15 protein-coding genes are annotated in these 17451 nt (G+C 63.9%); 10 read left to right on the top strand and 5 right to left on the bottom strand.

What is annotated here, in order from left to right; genetic code table 11:
- Positions 1 to 30: 30 nt before the first annotated feature.
- Entirely contained in the window at positions 31 to 732 is a 702-nt protein-coding gene (locus LFT43_RS02060; RefSeq protein ID WP_395800774.1) for a queuosine precursor transporter, read from the bottom strand.
- Between the two features lie 324 nt (positions 733 to 1056).
- Complete coding sequence (locus tag LFT43_RS02055) at positions 1057 to 2457, bottom strand: MFS transporter (RefSeq protein ID WP_395800772.1); 1401 nt, start codon at positions 2455 to 2457, stop codon at positions 1057 to 1059.
- A gap of 237 nt (positions 2458 to 2694) precedes the next feature.
- On the opposite strand from LFT43_RS02055, the gene LFT43_RS02050 reads away from it, so the two are divergent.
- The 3 genes from LFT43_RS02050 (at position 2695) to LFT43_RS02040 (ending at position 4290) form a co-directional block, all read left to right on the top strand.
- Positions 2695 to 3060, top strand: coding sequence for an iron chaperone (locus LFT43_RS02050; RefSeq protein ID WP_395800770.1), 366 nt, complete (start codon positions 2695 to 2697; stop codon positions 3058 to 3060).
- A gap of 31 nt (positions 3061 to 3091) precedes the next feature.
- A complete protein-coding gene (locus LFT43_RS02045) occupies positions 3092 to 3625 on the top strand; it encodes a DUF6036 family nucleotidyltransferase (protein WP_395800768.1) in 534 nt (177 codons plus the stop codon).
- Between the two features lie 74 nt (positions 3626 to 3699).
- On the top strand, positions 3700 to 4290 hold the full coding sequence (locus LFT43_RS02040) for a dihydrofolate reductase family protein (protein WP_395800766.1): 591 nt from the start codon (positions 3700 to 3702) through the stop codon (positions 4288 to 4290).
- Between the two features lie 174 nt (positions 4291 to 4464).
- Here the strand turns inward: LFT43_RS02040 and LFT43_RS02035 are convergent, their stop codons facing one another.
- Complete coding sequence (locus LFT43_RS02035; RefSeq protein WP_395800764.1) at positions 4465 to 5976, bottom strand: helix-turn-helix domain-containing protein; 1512 nt, start codon at positions 5974 to 5976, stop codon at positions 4465 to 4467.
- A gap of 155 nt (positions 5977 to 6131) precedes the next feature.
- On the opposite strand from LFT43_RS02035, the gene aceA reads away from it, so the two are divergent.
- Together aceA and aceB are read left to right on the top strand one after the other, a co-directional pair.
- Positions 6132 to 7448 (top strand): isocitrate lyase, encoded by a 1317-nt coding sequence (aceA, locus tag LFT43_RS02030; protein ID WP_395800762.1) that lies wholly within the window; start codon positions 6132 to 6134, stop codon positions 7446 to 7448.
- A gap of 288 nt (positions 7449 to 7736) precedes the next feature.
- The gene (gene aceB / locus LFT43_RS02025; protein WP_395800760.1) at positions 7737 to 9389 is read left to right on the top strand and encodes a malate synthase A; all 1653 of its coding nucleotides are present in this window, start codon (positions 7737 to 7739) and stop codon (positions 9387 to 9389) included.
- A gap of 133 nt (positions 9390 to 9522) precedes the next feature.
- Here aceB and LFT43_RS02020 read toward each other — a convergent pair whose 3' ends face one another.
- Both LFT43_RS02020 and LFT43_RS02015 read right to left on the bottom strand, forming a co-directional pair.
- A complete protein-coding gene (locus LFT43_RS02020) occupies positions 9523 to 10719 on the bottom strand; it encodes a CynX/NimT family MFS transporter (RefSeq protein WP_395800758.1) in 1197 nt (398 codons plus the stop codon).
- A gap of 83 nt (positions 10720 to 10802) precedes the next feature.
- Positions 10803 to 12023 carry an ROK family protein gene (locus LFT43_RS02015; RefSeq protein ID WP_395800756.1) on the bottom strand — a complete coding sequence of 407 codons (1221 nt, stop codon included), beginning with the start codon at positions 12021 to 12023 and terminating at the stop codon, positions 10803 to 10805.
- 176 nt (positions 12024 to 12199) lie between these two features.
- Between LFT43_RS02015 and LFT43_RS02010 the strand changes: the two genes are divergently transcribed.
- The 5 genes from LFT43_RS02010 (at position 12200) to LFT43_RS01990 (ending at position 17421) form a co-directional block, all read left to right on the top strand.
- Positions 12200 to 13312: a Gfo/Idh/MocA family protein gene (locus LFT43_RS02010; protein ID WP_395800754.1), complete on the top strand. Its 1113-nt coding sequence runs from the start codon at positions 12200 to 12202 to the stop codon at positions 13310 to 13312.
- The gene (locus LFT43_RS02005; RefSeq protein ID WP_395800752.1) at positions 13309 to 14109 is read left to right on the top strand and encodes a hypothetical protein; all 801 of its coding nucleotides are present in this window, start codon (positions 13309 to 13311) and stop codon (positions 14107 to 14109) included. Before LFT43_RS02010 ends, LFT43_RS02005 begins: the two co-directional genes overlap by 4 nt.
- 126 nt (positions 14110 to 14235) lie before the next feature.
- Entirely contained in the window at positions 14236 to 15555 is a 1320-nt protein-coding gene (locus LFT43_RS02000) for an ABC transporter substrate-binding protein (protein WP_395800750.1), read from the top strand.
- 10 nt (positions 15556 to 15565) lie between these two features.
- Complete coding sequence (locus LFT43_RS01995) at positions 15566 to 16528, top strand: carbohydrate ABC transporter permease (protein WP_395800748.1); 963 nt, start codon at positions 15566 to 15568, stop codon at positions 16526 to 16528.
- Positions 16528 to 17421, top strand: coding sequence for a carbohydrate ABC transporter permease (locus LFT43_RS01990; RefSeq protein WP_395800746.1), 894 nt, complete (start codon positions 16528 to 16530; stop codon positions 17419 to 17421). The genes LFT43_RS01995 and LFT43_RS01990 overlap by 1 nt, the downstream gene beginning before the upstream one ends.
- The last annotated feature ends 30 nt before the right edge of the window (positions 17422 to 17451 follow it).

Below are 17451 nucleotides of genomic sequence, written 5' to 3'. Positions count from 1 at the left end.
CCTAAGTCGCTTGTGTCCCGGATTTCCTGCTCAGGCCCAGTAGCTGGGCTCGCGCTTCTTGATCCACCCAATGACCAAGGACGTCACGGGCACGAGGATGTATTGGACACCAGTCTTGTACAGGAAGCCGGTCAGTAAATAGTTGAGGAAACTTCCAAAGTCCGTGATACCGATGACCGAGGCAGCGATGCTGCAAAAGATGAGCGTGTCCACGAATTCCCCCAAACCGGATGACCCCATGAGCCGAGCCCAGAGCGTCCTTTCTCCGGTACGAGCTTTCATCTTGACAAGGATCCAGGAGTTGATGGTCTGGCCGGCGAAAAACGCCAGCAACGACCCTAGGACGATCAACGGGACGGGCCCCAGTGCACCTTCGATGGCAGCCTGTTTGGCGGTACCGTAGTCGTCGCTGAAACCGGGCAGCACGATGATGATCCAGTAGCAGAGCGATGCGAATGCTGACAGTGCGAACGAGGTGATGATTGCTTTGCGGGCAACCTTGAATCCATAAATCTCACTCATGACATCGCCGAGAATGTAGGCAAGCGGGAAGAGGAAGAATCCCCCATCAGTGATGATCGGACCGAAGACGACGCCTTTGGCAGCGCCAATGTTGGACAGGATCAGCACGACGGCCATGCATGCCAGCATGATGCCAAAGTACGGGGAGCCTATCGACGCAAACCGCGGAGCGGGTTTACTCAGGGTCTGGGATTCTGATGCTGACGTCATCGCTTGTCCGTTCGTAGTGGTTCGCGCAGGCGACCGGAGTTAGCACGGCGCCCCGCTGTATTAGCACTGGTGTGGACCCGCCTGCAAAACCGCGGAGCCTCCCCCATTCTCGCATCGGGGAATCGAGAATTGTCCGGAAAACTCGCCACTGTCCACAACGCTCCATCAGATCAAGTGAGCGAGCATCCCGCCAAAACCCAATACAAGTGAGCGAGCATCCCGCCAAAATCCGACACAAGGGAGCGAGCGTCGGAAAGGGAGGGGGACGACGACGGCGGGCGGCCGGCTTTCGAAGGCCAGCCACCCGCCGTCGGGCTCGGCGAGCTAGGCGTCGACAGTGTCCTGGTCGTCGGCCCGCGCGTCGTCAGAGTGCGGGGAGCCGAAAGCGCTCCCTTGCTCCTTGTCCAGGTGGGTGGACTTCTTATTCTTCAGGGCGAAGATGTAGACCAGCAGCGAAATGCCGATGGCCACGGTGACGTAGGTGAAGAAGACCTCCACCTGGCCGGCCTTTTGGAAGGCAGCGCCCACCAGCGGAACCGTCCCGCCGAACAGCGAGTTGGCAATGGCATACCCGAGGCCTACACCGAGCGCTCGGATGGACGAGGGGAAGAGCTCGGCCTTCACTAAGGCATTGATGGAGGTGTAGCCTCCCACGATCACCAGGCCGCCCATCATGAGCAGGAACGCCAGGAAGGGGTCCTTGGTTCCACTCAGCGCAGACAACAGCGGCCACGTGCACAGCACACCGAGGATGCCGAACCACAAAAGAAGCGGCTTGCGGCCCACCTTGTCCGAGATCATGCCGTAGACGGGCTGCAGGCACATGAAGATCAGGAGCGCCCAGAAGTTGATCTGGCTACTGGTTTCCTTGGCGATGCCGCTGGTGTTCTGCATGAAGGACAGGATGAAGTTTGTGTACGTGTAGAAGGCCACTGTCCCGCCGAGGGTCACGCCAATGCAGATCAGCAGTGCGCGCCAGTGGTTAGTGAGAAGCAACTTCAGGGTACCCGGCTGGGCTTCGCCCTCGGCCGGCTCGGCCATGGCCGCGGCGGCCTGCTCGGCGGAAATGGTCTCTTCCATGGAGCGTCGGAGCCAGAGGACAACCAATGCGGCAACGCCGCCAATGACAAAAGGAATGCGCCAGCCCCAGCCGCCCAAGGCTTCCTTGCCGAGAGCCTGTTCCAGGACCACGAGGACCAGCAGAGCCAGCATCTGGCCTCCGATCAGCGTGACGTACTGGAAGGAGGAGAAGAAGCCGCGACGCTTGGATGTCGCAGCCTCGGACATGTAGGTGGCGCTCGTGCCGTACTCGCCGCCCACGGAGAACCCTTGGATCAGCCGGATCAGGATCAGGAGCACCAGGGCCCACACTCCGATCACGTCCTTGGTGGGCAGGATGGCGATGGCGAACGACCCTCCGGACATCATCGTCACGCTCAGGGTGAGCGCGGCTTTACGGCCTTTGCGGTCGGCATAGCGGCCGAAGAACCAGCTGCCGATAGGGCGCATCAGGAACGTCACGGCGAAAACAGCCATGGCCTCAAGATTGCTCTGCAGCGGGTCCTTGGAACTGAAGAAATGCGATGCGAAATAGGCGGAGAACGCCGTGTAGATGTACACGTCGTACCACTCCACAAGGTTGCCTGCGGAGCCTTTGAGTATGTTGCCGACGGCCTTGCGCGTCCGGGCGGCCTCGCTCTGGGGCGCTGCTTGCTGAGTGCTCATCGATGAACCTTCCTGGAGATGACGCAGCCACCGGCCACGGCGCCACCTTACCGCCGGGTAACTTTAGGGATCGCGTTTTGGTCATATTGGTCATTCGTACAAAGCGGCCCCACGGCCCGCGTTTCCTCCAACGCCCCATTCGACGCCCTCTGGCAAGGCGGCGCCCGCTAAGGCAAGCTTGGTCGAAGAGAGGCGGAGTGGCGGGACACAGATCAGCCCAAGGGCCAGGGAGGGCGCATGGCGGAGCGTTTCGAAACCGTGGACGAGTACATCGCATCGCGGCCAGACGACGTGCAGACGATTCTTCGGGAGATCCGGCGGCGGGCCCTGGCGGCTGTGCCCGGAGCCGGGGACAGGATCAGCTACGGCATCCCCACCATCACCCTCGACGGCCACTTCGTGGTGTACTTCGCGGCCTGGAAGCCCCACATTTCCGTCTATCCAGTGCCCGACGGCGACGAGGAATTCGAGCGGGAAGTCGCCCCGTACCGGGCGGCCAAGGGCACGTTGAAGTTCCCTCTGGGGAAGCCGATGCCTTATGAGCTCATCGAAAATGTGGCGACGCTGCTGGCTGAGCGCGAGCGGGAACGTGGCGGGTACTGACAATCGGGCTGCGCGAGAGTACGGTACAGCCATGCGCCGCGATGAGCTTGAGCATGCCATCCGGGCTGCTACGGAAATCATTCACGGCGACCGGGTGATCGTGATCGGCAGCCAGTCAATTCTGGGGTCCTTCACGGAGGACGAACTGCCTGCGGCAATCACCATATCGGACGCCGTCGACATCGCCCCGTTTTCCGACGACGACGCCGGCACGCTTGCAGACAGCATCGATTCCGCGCTTGGTGAATGGTCGCCTTTCCACAACGAATTCGGGTTCTATGTCCAGGCGGTCGAAAGGGAGACCGCGGTGCTGCCGGCAGACTGGGAGTACCGCCTTGTCGGTGTGCGCAACGAGGCGACCCGGAACAGCACCGGGCTTTGTCTGGATCCCTACGATCTCTGCGCGGCCAAGCTCGTTGCAGCACGGCCCAAGGATCACGCGTTCGTTTTGGCGCTTATCGGAGCGTCCCTCATCGACCGCGTCCGGCTCGTGGACAGAATCAGGCTCATAGACCCCGCCGAGCCGCGCCGCGATGCGGCTTTGTCCTGGGCCATGTCCGTGTGAACCCACGACGCCGAACCTCGCCGACCCGGCCCCGGCCGGCCCCGAATCCCGCCCGAAACTGAAGGAGCAAGGTAATGACCAAGGTAGTAGCGCTCATGTCGATGTCCCTCGACGGCTACGTAGCGGATCTTGAGGACGGCGTCGACGAGATCTTCGACTGGTACTTCTCAGGTGACGTCGACATTCCGACCGTCAACCCGGACTTCACCTTCCACGTTTCTGCCGCGAGCGCGGAATACCTGCGTGCATTGACGGGCGAGGTAGGGGCGATGCTCACAGGTCGGCGCACGGCGGACCGCGCCGATGCCTGGGGCGGGCAGCACCCGTTCGGCGTACCTGCGTTCGTCGTGACTCATCAGGTGCCGGAAGGGTGGCACCGATCCGACTCGACGGTGCATTTCGTCACCGATGGGCTGGGAAGCGCCGTCGCGCAGGCAAAGGCAGCTGCTGGCGACAAGATCGTCGGCATGCACGGGCCGGACACCATTCGGCAGTGCCTCGACGCCGGGCTGGTCGACGAGATCCGCGTTGACCTGGTTCCGCTGCTGCTGGGATCCGGTATCCGATTGTTCGATCGCCTCGTGAACGCGCCGATCGCTTTGGGCAACCCGACCGTCGTCGAGGGCGTGGGCGTCACGCACCTGAACTACCCGGTCCTCAAGTAGCGGCCCCTCGGGCGATGTCGGCGTCACGCCGGGCGATGTCGGCGTCACGCCGGGCGAGTTTTTGGTCCATATCATGGGCCTAGCCGCGGAATTCCGGGGTGGTTCAACCCCCCGGAAGCCAAAAAGGTGCGTGGCGTGACGCGGCCGGCCAACCCCGGCACCCAGCGAACCGAATTACCCCGAGTGCGCCTCGAGGAACGCGTACACCTCGGTCTCGTCGACGCCGGGGAACGCGCCCGGCGGCATCGCGGCCAGCAGGTGCGAGTGAGCCCGGGCGGACGGCCAGGCGTTGCCTGCCCAGGAAGAAGCCAACGACGCCGGCGGGCGCTTGCAGCAGTTGGGGTCCGGGCACGTTGAGGTGGCCCGCGCCGTCGTCTCCCTCCCCCGGAACCATTTGACGTGCTGGTACGGCACGCCGATGCTGAGCGAGAACTCCCCCGCGGCCGAACGCTCGGTGCGGGCCGTGCACCAATAGGTGCCGGAGGGTGTGTCGGTGTACTGGCTGTAGGCGCTGAACTTGTCCGGAACGTCGAACACGGCGCGCGAAGTCCACGCCTTGCACGCCGGTTGGCCCTCGATCGCGCCGGTGTGGTCCTGGGGAAAGGCCACGCCGTCGTTCTCGTACGCCTTGTAGATGATGCCGCTCTGGTGGGTCTTCTGGAAATGCGTGGTGATGCCCAGGTGTTTCGTTGCCAGGTTGGTGAAGCGGTGTGCCGCGGTTTCATAGGAGACGGCAAAGGCGTCCCGGATGTCCTCGACGGCGATCTCTTTGGCAGCCTTCGCCTTCTGGAGGAACTCCAAGGTGGCGTGCTCGGGCAGGAGGAGCGCCGCGGCGAAATAGTTGGTGGCGACGCGCTGCGCCAGGAAGTCGCCGTAGTTCTTGGGCGTCTCGTGCCCCAGGACGTAGTGGCCAAGGGCCTGCAGGAGGACCGAACGGGGGTCGTGATCCTGCCTCTGGCTCTGTGTGAGATAAATTCGGTGATTCTTGAGGTCGGTCACTGAACGTGTGGAGTGGGGCAGGTCACTCACGTGGTGCAGCGTGAATCCGAGGTGGTCCGCGATGTCCGCGATGACGTGCTGGCTCAGCGGCCCGGAAGTGTATCCCACGCCTTTGAGCACCTTCTGCGCCTCGGCTTCGTACTCCGGAAAATAGTTGCCTCGCTCACGCATCATGGCACGTAGTTCACCGTTCGCGCGGCGGGCCTCTTCCGGCGTCGCTATTTGCTCATTGAGCCTGCGCTCAAGCTCCTGCAGGAGACCTATCTGCGACTCCAGCACGTCGAGCGGAAGCCGCGCGCTGACACGGATTTTCGGCAAGTTTAGGGATTCGTACAGCGGCCCTCGCTGGTACCGTTCCAACTCGATTTCCAGGGCGGCCCGGCGGCTGGGCGGCTCTGCCCCGAGCAACTGGTCTATGCCCACGTTCAGGGCCGTAGCGAGCTGCTTCAGCAAGCCCAATTTTGGCTCGCGCTTGCCGTTCTCAATGAGGCTCAGCTGGCTAGGGGCGGTCCCGACGGCGGCGCTCACGTCGTCGAGGGTCAGCCCGGCCTGCTTGCGCAGATACCGCACGCGGCGGCCCAGGCTGATGACGTCCAGTTCCGCAGAGGAAGCGGACGACGACGGCGGCGGTACTTCGCGGTTCCAGCTCACAGGTGACATTTCTTGAGCATACGCGAAGAAGTGCATTTCTTTCCATGGCTTTCCCCTAGAAAGCCCGTTGGAAGTACTGAAAAGTAAGAACTACGGAAACCCCGGCCGGCCGGAACTGCAAAGGCGCAGCGAAGATCGGCCGGGGCTACATACACAGCAACACGCCAAAGAAGCGTCAAAGGAGACAGACAATGACCGCAGCATTTGAACCAGAGCAGCCCACCTCCGCTCAGCAGGCCGCCGCACTGGAGCTCGAATGGGCTGCCAACCCGCGTTGGGAAGGCGTCACCCGCGATTACTCGGCCACCGACGTCGTCCGCCTCCGCGGCCGCGTCTCCGAAGAACACACCCTGGCCAGGCGAGGCTCCGAGAAGCTGTGGAAGCAGCTCACCGAGGAGCACAAGGAAGGCAAGTACACCAACGCCCTCGGTGCACTGACCGGCAACCAGGCCGTGCAGCAGGTCAAGGCCGGTCTGCGGGCCATCTACCTTTCCGGTTGGCAGGTAGCAGCCGACGCCAACAACTCCGGCCACACCTACCCGGACCAGTCGCTCTACCCGGCCAACTCGGTCCCCACCGTGGTCCGCCGCATCAACAACGCCCTGCTCCGGGCCGACCAGATCGAATTCTCCGAGGGCATCCAGACCGTTGAGGACTGGCTGGTCCCGATCGTTGCCGACGCCGAAGCCGGTTTCGGTGGCCCGCTGAACGCCTACGAACTCATGAAATCCATGATCCAGGCCGGCGCCGCAGGCGTGCACTGGGAAGACCAGCTCGCCTCGGAAAAGAAGTGCGGCCACCTCGGCGGCAAGGTCCTCATCCCCACCCAGCAGCACGTCCGGACCCTGAACGCCGCCCGCCTCGCGGCCGACGTCGCGGGCACCCCTTCGGTGATCATCGCCCGCACCGACGCCGAGGCAGCAACCCTGATCACCTCCGACGTCGACGAGCGCGACCAGGAATTCGTCACCGGTGAGCGTACCCCTGAGGGCTTCTACAAGGTCCGCAACGGCATCGAACCCTGCATCGCCCGAGCCAAGGCCTACGCCCCCTATTCGGACCTCATCTGGATGGAAACGGGCACCCCGGACCTGGAGCTGGCCCGCAAGTTCGCCGAGTCCGTCAAGGCCGACTTCCCGGACCAAATGCTCTCCTACAACTGCTCGCCGTCGTTCAACTGGCGCAAGCACCTGGACGACGCCACCATAGCGAAGTTCCAGCGTGAACTCGGTGCCATGGGCTTCACCTTCCAGTTCATCACTTTGGCCGGCTTCCACGCCCTGAACTACTCGATGTTCGACCTCGCCCACGGCTACGCCCGTGAAGGCATGAGCGCCTACGTCGAACTCCAGGAAAAGGAATTCGCCTCCGAGTCCCGCGGCTACACCGCAACCAAGCACCAGCGCGAAGTCGGCACCGGCTACTTCGACGACATCGCTACTGCGCTCAACCCGAACGCATCCACCCTGGCCCTGGTGGGATCCACCGAAGAAGGCCAGTTCCACTAAAACCTCCCGTTCGACGGCGGCGGGCTCGGTTGCGAACCGTGCGGCTCACCTCCGGCCTTCGGACCGGCATCCGTGCAGCCGGCCGTTGGGGGCCGACAAAGGCAATCCTCCGCGTGCTATTCCCCACGTCCCGGTCCGTCCTCGCTCAGCGAGGTCGAAACCGGGACGTGGGGAATAGCAGGCCGAGCGGTGCCGGTCCGAATGGCCGGACGCAACCACCGCAGCATCCAAACCGCACCGAACCCAGCTCCCGCCGTCGAACATTTGCTTCTCTGAGGAGAGATTGAAATGAACAGCTTCACTGACAACTACACGATCAACGGCATCACGCTGACCGCCCAGCCTATCCACCGGCAGAACGAGGTTCTTACCCCGGATGCCCTGGAGTTCATCGCAAAGCTGCACCGGGCTACGGCGGAGCGCCGCCAGGAGCTGATGCAGGCGCGGCACACCCGGCGCGGCCAGATTTCCAGTGGCCAGGACCCGCGGTTCCTCCCGGAGACCGAGTCCGTCCGCAACGATCCGAACTGGCGCGTCGCTCCCCCGGCACCGGGCCTTGAGGACCGCCGCGTGGAGATCACCGGACCGGTTGACCGGAAGATGACCATCAACGCGCTGAACTCCGGCGCCAAGGTGTGGCTGGCCGACATGGAAGACTCCTCCACCCCCACGTGGCGCAACGTCATCCAGGGCCAGCTGAACCTCACGGATGCCTTGGAGCGCCGGATCGACTTCACATCGCCCGAGGGCAAGGAATACAAGCTCCGTGCTGCCGAGGACCTGCCCACCATCGTGGTGCGGCCGCGCGGCTGGCACCTGCCGGAGAAGCACATGCTCATCGACGGAAAGCCCGTTGCTGGTGGCGTGGTCGACTTCGGCCTGTTCTTCTTCCACAACGCCCGCCGCCTGCTTGCACAGGGTAAGGGCCCGTACTTCTACCTGCCCAAGATCGAGAACCACCTCGAGGCGCGCCTCTGGAACGACATTTTCGTCCTGGCACAGGACCTGCTCGGCATCCCGCAGGGCACCATCCGCGCCACGGTACTGATCGAAACCATCACCGCGGCGTTCGAAATGGAGGAGATCCTCTTCGAGCTGCGCGATCACGCCTCGGGCCTGAACGCCGGCCGCTGGGACTACATCTTCTCCGTGATCAAGAACTTCCGCACCCGCGGCCCCCGGTTCGTGTTGCCGGACCGCAGCCAGGTATCCATGACCCAGCCCTTCATGCGCTCCTACACCGAGCAGTTGGTCCGGGCCTGCCACCGCCGCGGCGCCATGGCGATCGGCGGCATGGCTGCAGCCGTTCCCAACCGCAAGGACGAGGCCGCCAACACGGCAGCGTTCGAGAAGGTCCGCGCGGACAAGACCCGCGAGGCCGGCGACGGCTTTGACGGTTCCTGGGTCGCGCACCCGGACCTGGTTCCGGTGTGCCGCGAAGTGTTCGACGGCGTACTCGGCGACCGCCCGAACCAACTGGACCGCTCACGCGAGGATGTCACCCCGGACGACCGTGCCCTGATCGACATCGCCTCCACCGAAGGCACCATCACCGAGACCGGCATCCGGAACAACATCGAGGTGGGCATCCGCTACATCGAGTCCTGGCTGCGCGGCAACGGCGCCGTGGCCATCCACAACCTGATGGAGGACGCGGCCACGGCGGAGATCTCCCGTTCGCAGCTGTGGCAGTGGATCTACTCCCACGCCATCACCGACACCGGTGAAGTCATCACCCGCGCATGGGTCACCGACCTCCTGGACGAGGAGTTCGCACGGCTGGAACGCTTCGACGACGACCGCTTCAACGATGCCCGCAGCATCTTCGAGGAAGTCGCCCTGGCCGAGGAGTTCCCCACCTTCCTGACCATCCCGGCCTACGCCCGCTACCTCACGGAAACCCGCGAAGAAGCCACCAAGGAAGAACTCGTAGCCGCCTAAGATTTCCGGCCGCTGGGCTGCCTACACTCTTCGCAACAAGTGACCCCGATGGCCGGGGAGGCAGCCCAGCGACGGAACCCCTCACGGCGGGACTCGCCTGCCATCGCGAACCCACCTAGCGAAGTGAACCCGCCTAGCGTTGCCTGGCCACCCAGCGCACGGAAAGAGTGGTGCAGACGCAGAACGCGGCGACCGAACCAAGGATCACCAGCAGCGGCACGGTCCAGCCCTCGGAGATGCTGTGCACGTAACCGACGATGGTGGGAGCCAAGGCCGCGAAGCAGTAACCGACCCCCTGCACGACGGCGGACATCTTGCCGGCCGAGGCTTGGTCGCGCGCGAACTTGATGATGGCGATGAAGATTACTGTGATGCCACCACCCTGCGCGACTCCGCCTAGGGACGACCACAGCCACCACCAGCCCGGGGCCAGCAACAAGCCCAAAGGTACCGTGAGCCACAGGGCACTCAAGGTGACCGCCACCGCCGTCGTGCTGGCAAAACGGGCGATGAGCGGCACGCCGAGCCCGCCCACAATCGCGAAGATCTGGAAGAGCGACGACCCAGCGCCGGCTTGTGCGGTGCCCATGCCGAGTTCATCGGACAGGAAGCTCGGAAGCCACGCCGTCACACCGTAATACGAGAATGCTTGGCCGGCGAATCCCAGGGTCAGGCCAACGGTCAACCAGCCAACGCCGGAGGCGTTGCCGGCTCGCGACCCGTCCGCGGCCGGAACGGGAGCCGGAACGAAAGCTTGCCGGGCACCGACCGTTGGGACCCAGAACAGAATGGCCGCCAGGGCAAGGAGGGCACTCGCCCCCAAGGCAAGCCGCCAGCCCACAAGTTCTGCAAGCGGGGCCGTGGCCACCGAGGTCAGGAAGGACCCGATGTTCAGCGCCGCGGTGTACACGCCCATCGCGGTTGCCTGGCGTCGGGGCGCAAAATCGCGGCGGATGATGAGCGGCACTGCGATGTTGCCGATAGTGATTGCGAGGCCGATGAGGACGGTACCCACCATGACCGGAACCCCGCCGCCGCTGGAGCGGATCACGACGCCGGCCAGCACGCCCATGAGCGTGAGCATCACCGCGAATTCGGCACCGAACCTGGGCCCGGCCAGCGAAGCCAGCGGCGCGGCGAGCGAGAAGCAGAGGACGGGAATGCCGGTCAGCAGCCCGAGTTCGACGGGCGAGAATCCGAGGTCCCGTTTCAGGGAATCCACCACCGGCGCCACCGCGACGAAAGGTCCGCGCATGTTGAGGGCTATGAGGCCGATGCATGCCAGGATCAGCCAGCCTCGTGGCACCTTGGCGAGGAACTGGCCGGTCATGGGGTGCGCTGGAGGGCGGGGAAGGTAGGCATCACCTTCATTGCTATCACGACGCGCCTTTGCGGAACGCTACGTGACGCACCTCAGCCCGTTGCTTGGAGCGTGGCTTCAATCACGGCCGGAGACAAAACGTGCTGGGTGACCATCTGGCTCGCGCCGAGGATCGCGGCCTGGTCCCCCGCCATCGAAATGCCGATTCGCAGATGCGAAGTAGCCAGCGGGAGGGAGCGCCGGTAGACCACTTCACGGATGCCTGCGACGAGGTGTTCGCCGGCCTCCCCAACGCTGCCGCCGATCACGATCATCGAGGGGTTGAGTAGATTCACCACGGTTGCCAGGACATCGCCGACGTCGCGTCCGGCTTGCCGGAGAGCTTGAATGGCCTGGAGGTTTCCCTCGGCTACGAGGCGCAGCACGTCGCCGCCGTTGGTGGCCTCCAGTCCTTGGACCTGCAGTTGGCGGGCGAGGGCGGGGCCGGAGGCGAGTGCTTCAAGGCAGCCGTAGTTCCCGCAACGGCAGAGGACGTCGTCGCCACGGGGAACCCTGACGTGACCGAGGTCCCCAGCAGTGCCGTTGGCGCCGCGCTGCAGCTCGCCGCTACTGATGATGCCCGCGCCGATGCCCGTGGCGATTTTAACGAAGAGCAAGTTGTCGTGGTCCGGCCAATACGCTGTGCGTTCGCCCAAGGCCATGATGTTGACGTCGTTGTCCACCAGGACGGGAACCGGCAGCGAGCGCTGCATATAGCGGACTACGTCGAATCCGTCCCAGCCGGGCATGATGGGCGGCTTGACCGGACGGCCGGTGTCGTGTTCCACGGGGCCAGGCAGTCCGATGCCGATCCCGGCGAGGTCTCCGAGGCCGCGGCCTGCTTCGGCGAGGAGCTCTCGCCCTTCCGCCACAATTCTGCCGAGAACCAGATCGGGACCGTCGGCGACTTCCTGCGCCAACCGGCGTTCGGCCAGGACTGTTCCGCCAAGATCGGTGACGGCGACGATCACGTGCGTCGCTCCGACGTCGACCGCCAAGACAACGCGGGCAGCGGGGTTGAAGGCAAAGCGCGACGGCGGCCTGCCGCCACTGGAACTCGCCTCACCTGCCGGGCCCACGAGTCCGGAGTTCATAAGGGCGTCGATGCGCGAGGCCACGGTGGAGCGGGCCAGTCCCGTGGTGATGGCGAGTTCGGCCCGGGTCCGTGCTTGGCCGTCGCGAAGAAGCTGAAACAGATCTCCCGCACGCGAGAGGCTTCCGGCGTCCTGTATGGAGCCGTCCTTGCCGGGCGCTTTTTCGGGTGCTGAGGTCATGCATTAGTGATAGCACGATTGCTTATGGGTGTCACGCAGCAAAAGATTGTCGATTGAATTTCAACTTTTGCTTGCTCATCGTCAAAAGTCATCGTAGGTTGTTTGTGAGAAGGGTCACGCAGCCCACGAAGCAGCGTTGAAACTCCGAGACTCCGTTTACGAAGAGGTAACTGATCTTGTCCAGCCAATCAGAGGCAGCACCATTAGGATCACCACAGCCCCTTGGCGTCGGCATTCTTGGCGCCGGCCCGGTCACCCAAGCAATCCACTTGCCTTCCCTCGCCCGGCTCCGGAACATCCTGCAAGTCCGCCACATCATGGACGTCGACCCCGCAGTCGCCGAATCGGTAGCAGCCCGCGTCGGCGCCAACCACAGCACCAGCATGGACGCGCTCTTGGGCGATCCCGACGTCGACATCGTGGCCATCTGCAGCCCCCACCAGTTCCACGCAGACCAAGTCATCGCCGCATGCCGCGCCGGAAAGAAGGCGGTCCTCTGCGAGAAACCCTTCGCGATGAGCGGCGAGGAGGCTGCACGGATTTCAGCGGTCAGCGAGGAAACCGGCGTTCCGATCATCGTGGGCGCCATGCACACTTTCGATCCCGGCTGGCTCGCAGCCGAGGCCAACTGGGGTGATCTCCCTGAAACGGCCCACACCATCCGTTCCTCGATCGTTCTCCCGCCCAATGCCCGCTTCGAAGACTTCGCCACGGAAATCATCACCCGGCCCGCCGGCGGCGCCCCCGACTACAGCGATGTGGAAGTCATCAAGAACGCCCTCCGCGGCGGAATCATGGGACTCGCCATCCACGACCTTCCGCTCGTGCGCCGCTTCACCCCGGATTTCGAAGACCTCGAAGTCCTCCAGGCGCGGCATGTCCGCCCCTTCGGCTACGTGATTTCCCTTCGCTCCGGAAAACAGGGCGCAGGCGACCGGACTATCGAATTGCGGGCAGCCATGAACAAGACCTGGAAGCCGGAATGGGCCTTCGAAGCGATCTCGGATGATGCAGCCCTTCGCGTGGACTTCACTCCTTCCTATGTACAGGCGGGTTCCGCCGTCGCTACCATCACCCGCGGCTCCACAAGCACCACATACGGGCCATTCGAACACAACGGATATGAGGGCGAGTGGCGCGAACTCGCCCAACTGGCCCTCCGAACCAAGCAACACCCCTCTGCCGAAAGCCTCATCAACGACCTCACCTTCGCGATCGCCATTGCCGACGCCACGGTGGATCTCGCCGCGGTTGAGCACGCAAACAGCCATGCAGGAGCCCGCTCATGAGCACCCAGTACACGGTCACTGCCACCCCGCAGGCCGAAGAGAGCGGCGCAGTGGGACTCGCGGTCGCCTCGCTGCCGGCGAGCTTCGGTCCGGTAGCGGCCGGGGACACCGCACGGATCTCCGCCATCGACGGCGCCCCGGGCTGGACCACGACGTCCATCGAGGCGATCGACGGCGGAGCGCTTGGCATCGTCGTGGTCAATCCGGCCCCGGAAAACACCGCCGCCCTGCGCGACGCCGCCGAAGCAGCGGGGGTCCCGGTTGTCCTGGACCAACGCTGGGCATCCAACCCCGGACTCGCTGGAGCCGAAGACGCAGTCCGCTCGGTAGCCGGCCGCGCCGCCATGCTGGACACCGTCGCGACAGCCGCGACGGGAACCGATCCGGAACGACTCCTCACTGAGCACCTCGCCGCCGTCGTACGCGTCACCGGTCAACTGGACGCGCTTCGCGTCCTGCGCCGCGGCACGCACGGCTACACGGTTTCCGGCCGGCTCGCCAACGGTGCCCCGGTTTCGCTCCAGGGCGTACTGAGCAACTCCCGGCCCGCCGGCGTCGACCTCCGCCTTTACACCGACGACGGCGGTGTCAGCATTGCGGTCCCGGAACCGTTTGCCGCCTGGCCGGCGGAGGTCCGCACTACAGGGCCTCAGGGCGAAATTCTCCTACCCTCGCTTTACGAATCCGCCCACCGCACCACCTGGCGCCGACTCAAGGAACACCTCGACGCCGGCACTTTCCCCTCCGATCTCGCCGGCTTTGCGCGGCTGACGGAATCCATCGCGCACCTGTCCTGAACCCGTACTCCTTCTCAACTACCGACCCTCAATAACAGAGCACCAAAAGCAATCATTCACGTTCTCGACGACGAGCCGGACCGCCCTAAACGCGAAGATCACACAGCGGTCCTGAAAGGAATCATCATGACTGTTCAGTCTGAAGCCAGCCGCAATTTCTCCCGAAGGGGCTTCCTCGGCCTCACGGCAGCAGCGGCGGCTGTCCCTCTGCTCGCGGCTTGCGGCGGCGGCTCCAGCTCGAGCTCCGCTGGCGGCGGCGCCATTAAGTTCTGGGACATGCCGTGGGCCACCCCGGCCTACAACGATGCCGCCAAGAAGATCACCGAGGCCTACGCGCCCACTGGAAGCAACGGCAAGGCCGGCTACCAGATCATCCAGTGGAACAACTTCTACCAGACCTTCTCCTCGGCCATCGCGTCCAAGACCGGTCCCGCGGTGTCCACCGGTGGCGGCTTCCAAGCGTTCCAGTTCGAGCAGCAAGGCCAGATCGCTTACGCGGACAAGGTTGTCGACGCGCTCAAGAAGAACGGCCAGTTCGACGACTTCCTGCCGGGCGTGCTCGAGCCATTCAAGTCGGACAAGGGCTATGTTGCTATTCCTTGGCAGTTGGACATGCGCGTCTTCTGGTACCGGAAGTCCCTCTTCGACCAGGCGGGCGTGGCCCTGCCGACGGACTGGGCTTCCCTCCTCGAAGCAGGCAAGGCCCTGAAAAAGATCGGCGCCGTCGGCTTCGGCACGGGCGCGGGCGCCGGAAACAACTTCGGCAACCACTCGATGATCATGATGATGGTCAACAACGGCGGTGGCGTCTTCACCAAGGATGGCCAACTGGACGTCATGAACGACCGCAATGTCGAAGCGATCGAGTTTCTCCTCGAACTCCACTCGAACGGGATCATCGACCCCGCTGCGGTCAGCTACACCACGGACAACATGTCGGCCCAGTGGAAAGACAAGAAAATCGGATATGGGGTCTTCCAAGCCGGTGCCGCGGAACGAATCGGGGACACGTCAGGTGACTTCGCCGTTGCTAGCCCCATCGCTGGACCACATGGTGACAAAGGAACGCTCGTGTTCCCGAACAACATCATGATGTACAAGAACACTCCCTCCCAAGAAAGCTCCGAAGCGTTCCTCGTGTACTACATGGGCCAGCTCAAGCAGCTGTGGCAGCAGAAGCTCATGGCCGCCCTTCCCGTCTTCAAGTCCATCACCGAGCTCCCCGAGTTTGCGAGCAACGCGAACAACGTCAAGATCGTCAAGGAATGGCAGCCCATCGCAAAGACCTTCGCCTCCCAGGGAAGCACCCTCAACGCGAACCTCGCTGTCCTCGACGGCGGCCAGGCACTCAACCAGTTCACCCAGACGATCCTGACCGGCAAGACCGATGCCAAGACCGCGTTGCAGGCCTTCAAGACCGGCCTCGAATCCGTGATCAAGAAGTAAAGCAGTCATCATGACAACCACCACAGCACAGTCCGGCCTGGCCCGGGCCCGTCGGGGACTCGCTCCCGGCGGGCCCGGGGGCGGGTCCTTGAATCGCAAGAGCAAGCTGTCGGGCCAGACTCGCCGGACGTTTTTCTGGCTCCTGCTGCCCTCGGTCATCCTGCTCGTCCTGATCCACGGCTACCCGCTGATCTACGCCGGCGTCCAAGCAACCCACGACGGCTCCCTGATCGACACCGGCAACTTTGTCGGCGTCGAGAACTTCGGGCATGTGCTGTCCTCCCCGGCGTTTTGGAAGGCCGCTCAGTTCACCTTGTGGTTCACGATCGTCGGCGTCTTCGGCTCCTGGCTGGTCGGCCTTGGCCTGGCCCTGCTGCTGCGAACCAAAATCCCGGCAGGCGGCACCTTCAAGGTCCTGCTCCTCCTGCCCTGGGTGGTACCGATCGTGGTCTCCTCCACCGCGTGGAACTGGCTCGTGGCCACTCCGGACAGCCTCATCCCTTCGATCTTCCGCAGCCTTGGCCTGGGCACGCCCCTTTTCCTGGCGGACCCCAACCTGGCAGCGGTCATGGTCATGGCGTTCAAGGTCTGGGTCAGCTTCCCCTTCATGATGATGATGATCTCGGCCGCCCTGGCCTCCGTGGACACCACCGTCTATGAAGCCGCCAGCATGGACGGCGCCAGCAAATGGCAGCAGTTCAGCCAGATCACGCTGCCGCTGATCGCCCGATCCACCTACATCAGCTGGATTCTGATGACGATCTTCTGCGTCAATGACTTCCCCACCATCTATCTCCTCACCGGCGGCGGCCCCGTCGATGCCACCACTTCCCTCGTTGTCCTCGCCTACCGCACGGTCTTCCAGGACTTCCAGACCGGACCCGGCGTCGCCATCGCCTTCCTCATGACCCTCACCCTCGTCGTCGTGTCGGTCTTCCTGTACCGCCAGATCCGAAAGTCGAGCGTCGAATAATGAGCGCAGTACTCCACGCACACCCCGCATCCGGGCCCGCCCTCGGAGTCGCAGGTCCGGAAAAATCCCGCCGAGTCCTCTCCGAAGCAGGCCTGCGCGGACGCTGGTGGCGGTTCGTCCTGATCCTGGCTATCACAGCCATCGTCCTCGTCCCCATCATGGTCACTGTGGTCCTGGCCCTGACCCCTGGCCCCAACAGCACCGCCACGGGATTGACCATGGAGAACCTCAGCAACGTCTTCTCCAAGACCCTGGCCGCCACCTGGCTCAAGAACAGCCTCATCACCACCGTCAGCACCGTGATTGTCTCTGTGGCCGTGGCCGCGCCGGCCGGATATGTCCTCTCCCGCGGCCGCAGCAAGGCCGTGTCCGGCTACTCGCTGCTGCTGTTCGTCATGCAGTCCCTGCCGATCATCACCTCCGTGGTGCCGCTGTTCATCCTCTTCGCGGGCCTGGGACTCGTGGACAACCTCCTCGGCCTGATCATCATCTACGTCGGCTCGACAATGACCGTTGCCACGTGGATGATGGCGGCATACTTCGATTCCATCCCCGTCAGCCTCGAGGAGGCCTCGTGGATCGACGGCTGCTCGGTGTTCGGATCGTTCACCAAGGTGGTGCTGCGGAATTCCCTGCCCGGCATCCTGTCCACGGCGATCTTCGCCTTCCTCCTGGCCTGGAACGACTACCTCGTCGCTATCGTGTTCCTGCGCTCCAACGAGATCTTCACCCTCCCCATGGGTGTGCAGTCCTTCTTCCAGCAAAACGCCACCGATTGGTCCGGCGTCATGGCCCTCGCGGTCGTCATGATGCTCCCGCCGATCGTCGTTTTCGCCACCCTGAACAAGTACTTCAGCGTCGGCGGCATCGGCGGATCCCTCGCCGGCCGCTAACGGCCGTTATATGCCCCGCATCGCACGCAA

The sequence above is a fragment of the Arthrobacter sp. FW306-04-A genome (genome assembly GCF_044358315.1).
Taxonomy (GTDB): domain Bacteria; phylum Actinomycetota; class Actinomycetes; order Actinomycetales; family Micrococcaceae; genus Arthrobacter.
Note: the sequence above shows the minus strand (reverse complement) of the source record. Positions and strands in the feature narration are given on the sequence as shown.

Bases quoted from the DNA above. Each gene is read 5' to 3' on its own strand.
- LFT43_RS02060 (WP_395800774.1), bottom strand. From the start codon at position 732: ATGACGTCAGCATCAGAATCCCAGACCCTGAGTAAACCCGCTCCGCGG.
- LFT43_RS02055 (WP_395800772.1), bottom strand. From the start codon at position 2,457: ATGAGCACTCAGCAAGCAGCGCCCCAGAGCGAGGCCGCCCGGACGCGC.
- LFT43_RS02050 (WP_395800770.1), top strand. From the start codon at position 2,695: ATGGCGGAGCGTTTCGAAACCGTGGACGAGTACATCGCATCGCGGCCA.
- LFT43_RS02045 (WP_395800768.1), top strand. From the start codon at position 3,092: ATGCGCCGCGATGAGCTTGAGCATGCCATCCGGGCTGCTACGGAAATC.
- LFT43_RS02040 (WP_395800766.1), top strand. From the start codon at position 3,700: ATGACCAAGGTAGTAGCGCTCATGTCGATGTCCCTCGACGGCTACGTA.
- LFT43_RS02035 (WP_395800764.1), bottom strand. From the start codon at position 5,976: ATGCACTTCTTCGCGTATGCTCAAGAAATGTCACCTGTGAGCTGGAAC.
- aceA (WP_395800762.1), top strand. From the start codon at position 6,132: ATGACCGCAGCATTTGAACCAGAGCAGCCCACCTCCGCTCAGCAGGCC.
- aceB (WP_395800760.1), top strand. From the start codon at position 7,737: ATGAACAGCTTCACTGACAACTACACGATCAACGGCATCACGCTGACC.
- LFT43_RS02020 (WP_395800758.1), bottom strand. From the start codon at position 10,719: ATGACCGGCCAGTTCCTCGCCAAGGTGCCACGAGGCTGGCTGATCCTG.
- LFT43_RS02015 (WP_395800756.1), bottom strand. From the start codon at position 12,023: ATGACCTCAGCACCCGAAAAAGCGCCCGGCAAGGACGGCTCCATACAG.
- LFT43_RS02005 (WP_395800752.1), top strand. From the start codon at position 13,309: ATGAGCACCCAGTACACGGTCACTGCCACCCCGCAGGCCGAAGAGAGC.
- LFT43_RS02000 (WP_395800750.1), top strand. From the start codon at position 14,236: ATGACTGTTCAGTCTGAAGCCAGCCGCAATTTCTCCCGAAGGGGCTTC.
- LFT43_RS01995 (WP_395800748.1), top strand. From the start codon at position 15,566: ATGACAACCACCACAGCACAGTCCGGCCTGGCCCGGGCCCGTCGGGGA.
- LFT43_RS01990 (WP_395800746.1), top strand. From the start codon at position 16,528: ATGAGCGCAGTACTCCACGCACACCCCGCATCCGGGCCCGCCCTCGGA.